This is a genomic window from Cytophagia bacterium CHB2, assembly GCA_030263535.1.
Lineage (GTDB): Bacteria > Zhuqueibacterota > Zhuqueibacteria > Zhuqueibacterales > Zhuqueibacteraceae > Coneutiohabitans.
In genome coordinates, this window is sequence record SZPB01000466.1 from 1 (window position 1) to 4,143 (window position 4,143).

A 4,143-nucleotide genomic window follows, 5' to 3' on the forward strand; every position below is an offset into this window, starting at 1 on the left:
GTAGAAATAAACATTAGAGAAATAGTTCGCGAATTTCGTTGGTAACGAGTTTTTTATCGAACGCTTCGCCGAGCAGGCGCACTTTGGAGAAATCTTCCTTGCACATCGGGAAAATGTACACGCGGTCGGTTTCCTCGTCGATCAGCGCTTTGATTTTCAATCCCAGCTCGTCGATTTCGTTGGCATTCAACTCGCCGAGAAAGACCGAATACTGCACGCGCATGATGCCGGCCCGCTGGCAGGTTTTGGCCACCTGTGTGCGCGGCTTGTCTTTGACGATGTCGTAGATGACCCAGGTTAGCATGCAAGGGGCAAGTTTGCAAGTGGCAAATTCTTCTTGATCTTTCCGTTACTCTCCTTCCGCCTCCCTGTCATTCCGTTTCGGGTTCGCGTTCCAAATCGATCTTGAGCAACTCCTGTGCGAAGGCTTGACAGTCGAACTGAATGATATTGCGCCGACTGATATTGCGGCCGTGGTGGCGGAGGGCGGCGTCCAGGCGCTCGTTGAATGCGGCGATCACCACTTGCTTGCCTTCTTTATTGAGCGTCATGCCGTTTTGAATTTTGTCGAACATCTCTTTTTTCACCTGCCGCTGGCTGAAAAGATAGACAGTGGTTTCTTCGGCCCAAAGCCGGTACGGCTCGATGAGATCGAAGACCAGCGATTTTTTGTTGTAATTGTCCGTGTGAAAGAAGCCGAGATACGGCTCCAGCCCGGAAAGCATGCAGGCACGTTCGACCAGGCCGTAGAGCACGCCGTAGCAGTAGTTGAGAATGCAATTGAACTCGTCTTTTGCGGGCTGGCGTGAGCGGCCATGAAAGGGAAATTGTTCCGGCTGCACGAAGCTGAGCGCTTCGAAGTAAATGCGGCCGGCGGTGCCTTCGAGCCCGCGCAGGGAGTCGGCGGCAAGAGGCACGGGGCATGGGGCATGGGGCAAGTTGGGGGTGTTTTCCAAATCGGCCTGGGCGGAGGCGCCGTTTTTAAGGTGAACGTCCTTCAGCTTGTCGCGAATGATTTGGATTTGGTTGATGTAGACGCCGAGTTGTTCTTGCTTGGCCGGGCGCTTGTTGGCAAGGGTGGTGAGAAAGTCGATTTGATTGTCGAGCTTTTGCTGAATCCAGCGCCGGGCGTAGCCGAGACCTTCGGCGCTGGTGCTGGCAATGAGTTGGCCGCGGCGAATGCGGGTGGTGGAGCCGAGTTTGGCGTGCCAGAGGCGACCAAAGGGCGCGCCGAATTTGTCGAGAAAGACGACGTCGATGTTGCTTTCGACGGCGAGCTGCAGGGCGGCGGAGCTGAGCTTGACGGCGGAGCTGATGAGGATGCTCTCGACTTTTTTGGGCGAGACGAGCTTGCTTTGTTCTGCGACGGTGATGTGAAAGCAGCCGTCTTTGAGGCGCAGGTAGGCGCCAGGGGTGTTGAGGACGAGTTGCATGGGAGGCAAATGGCAAGTTGCAAGGTGCAAGAAAGCAAACAGCTGAAAATGGGCTGTGCAGCGGCTCATTGTGATGTGTCGAGTTTCAATCCTTGTTTTGATGGATGATTTCCGGAATCAGTAAAACAAAGGAGTAAGAATGTCTGAACTGATTCTGTTCTTAACTCTTCTTCTTTTGTCGATTATCGCAATCAAAGAAAGAAGATGACAGATCAACCGTGTGCGCGGCGCGGTTGATTTTGTTTATGGCAACAGTCTTTTTACGGTGCCGAAGCCTCGTGCGGGCGATTTACCGAGACCGATGAAATCCGGCAAATGAAAATTCATCTGAAAGCTACCTTTGAATGCCAGCATGGGTTGATCTTTGAATTTGACTTCGCAGGTTTCGACGCGAACGATAGGGCGATGCCTTTGCTCGACTGTGTAACGCAGCGCCTTGGCCACGGCGATGACGTTGTTGACCAGAATGCTTTGCAGCATGTCCACTTGCATTTCATGTTGCACGGACGAGTGCTTTTCCCAATCAAGCACGAAGCTGCGGAATTTTTGGTAGTTTTGCTGGTTGAGGGCCAGCCAGGGCGTGACAAACTGATAGGTGACGGCCTCGCCGGCGTCGCCGAATTCGGTTTCGTGGTGGCTCAGTTCCAAATGGAGATTCTCGTAGATTTTTTCATCGATTTTCAGCGTTTTCAATTCGAGGAAAATTTTTGCCAGCAGCGGCGCGCCTTCGGCTAGGCCAATGATGTGGGGAATGCCGTGCAGCACTTTGTATTGCACGAGCGGATAGCGATATTGCAAGCGTCCGTCGCCGGCGTGATTGTGCAAGAGATCATATTCCTCCCACAAACGGCCGATATAGCCGCGCAGCTTGTGCGCGTCGCGCTGGGCGAAGTGTTGATCCGTTAAGCGTAAAATTCCAAGAAGAACCTTCATCGCTGCCTCCTCAAAAGATCATTATTTTGTCATCCTCGATGCGTTTGTAGCCCGTTTGTGGGTCGTAATAATCTTCTATGGCATCGCATGGTATATAACCAGGTTTGATCTGGTCGCCACGCACGTGGTTCCAGAAAAATTCCTTGGTCGATTTCAGTGGCGCGGAAATGATGTATCTTCGAAAATCGCTGCGCAACTGGAGATAATTCTGCTGCCGTTGTTTGAAGTCTCGCTCGCGGAGCACGCCGTTCAGGTATCGCTTCCACACGTTCTCGGCCTCCGGGTTTACGGCCAGAAAGACATCCACGTAGCCAAATTTTGCGCTGATAAGCTGAAAGCGCTGCAGCGCCTCATAATCCGAGCATTGCCACCAGTCGCGGTAAATTTTCTCGCCTTCAGACAGGTCTTTGGTCTTAACCAGCTTTTCATAATTTTTTTGCACGAGCTCCAGGAATTTGTACTCATTGAGCTCTTGTCTGTCTTTCAGAAGCTCGGCGGCAACCCCCAAATGCGCTTTGCCATAAATCCACCTGGCAAATTCGCGGTTCTCTGTGTCAGCAAGCCTGACGATATGGACATGGCCTTTGCCGTGAATGCCGTGGCGGTTGGCCCGTCCGGCCGCCTGCACCATCGAATCGATGGGAGCGAGGTCGCGATAAATGATGTCAAAATCGAGATCGACGCCGGCTTCGATCACTTGTGTCGAGACCAGGATGATCGATGATCGGTGCTCCAGCTTTTGCCGCATGTCGGCGATGCGCTGCCAGCGGTGGTCTGGAACGATGTTCGTGGACAAGTAAAACAGCTCGTGGCTGAGAACCCCCGACTTTTCCAGAAATCGAAAAAATTGCAGCGAGGATTTAATGGTGTTGAGAATCACTGCATATGATTTGTCAGGCTCCAACTGGCTGGCGAAATGCGCGGCAAATTCGCGCAATTCCTGGCGTTGATGGTGGATGTGAAAATAAATGCGATCCAATGCCTGAAAGCTTTGCTTGGGGTTGGGAACAAGCTCCATTGCTTCATTGCGAGAAAAGATCAACGGCTGAGTGGCTGTCATCATGATGATCGTGCAATTCCCAGCCTCGGCGAGCCAGCGGAGCATGTGGCGCGCGAGCGGCCAGTATTCTACCGGCAGATTTTGCGCCTCGTCGAGAATGATGATGCTGCCGACGAGGTTGTGATATTTCTTCAGCAGCCGGTTTTTAGAGCTGAAGATGGTGTGAAAAAGCTGCACATAGGTGGTAACGATGATTTCGCTTTCCCAACTTTCAATGAGCAACAGCGACTTGTCCAGTGGTAGGCTCTCCGCGGCAACTTCTTCCGTGACGTAACAGACGTCAGCAAGATGGTGATGCTTGAGCAGATAACGTGAGCTGTTCGCAGCAAAATCGGGCAGAAGGGAAAGCACCTTTTCAAACACGTTGTGGTTTTGATCGATGATGCTGGTGAAGGGCAGGGCGTAAATGATTCTCGGCGCGGCGCCCTGTTCCTGTGCCAATCGATGTCGCAGCTTGATCGCAAAATTCAGGGCCGCGAGCGTCTTGCCGCTGCCGGTGGGTGAGGTGATGGTGAAAATTTTTTGGGTCAACGGGATTTCGCCTGCCTGCGCCTCCAGCGCGGCAAAGAGATCGCTGCGGATTTTGGCCACGACCGGGTCGGCAGCGACAAACTGCGCGTGCCGGGTGAACTGCTGCACGAGGTTTTCGGGAATGGGCAGCCGCGTCGCTTCCAGACCAATGGGGGCGGCGTCGCGTTTATCCGAGTCGATAAGCGC

General features: G+C 53.0%; 4 protein-coding genes. All 4 read right to left on the reverse strand.

Going from position 1 to position 4,143, the window contains the following annotated elements; genetic code table 11:
* Nucleotides 1–13: 13 nt before the first annotated feature.
* Entirely contained in the window at nt 14–304 is a 291-nt protein-coding gene (gene cas2, locus FBQ85_27305; GenBank protein MDL1878840.1) for a CRISPR-associated endonuclease Cas2, read from the reverse strand.
* A 67-nt stretch (nt 305–371) separates the two neighbouring features.
* Nucleotides 372–1,433, reverse strand: a complete 1,062-nt coding sequence (cas1, locus tag FBQ85_27310) for a CRISPR-associated endonuclease Cas1 (protein MDL1878841.1) — start codon at nt 1,431–1,433, stop codon at nt 372–374.
* 243 nt (nt 1,434–1,676) lie between these two features.
* Nucleotides 1,677–2,366, reverse strand: coding sequence for a DNA repair protein (locus tag FBQ85_27315; protein MDL1878842.1), 690 nt, complete (start codon nt 2,364–2,366; stop codon nt 1,677–1,679).
* A 10-nt stretch (nt 2,367–2,376) separates the two neighbouring features.
* A partial coding sequence (cas3, locus tag FBQ85_27320) for a CRISPR-associated helicase Cas3' (GenBank protein ID MDL1878843.1) occupies nt 2,377–4,143 on the reverse strand: 1,767 nt, incomplete at its 5' end.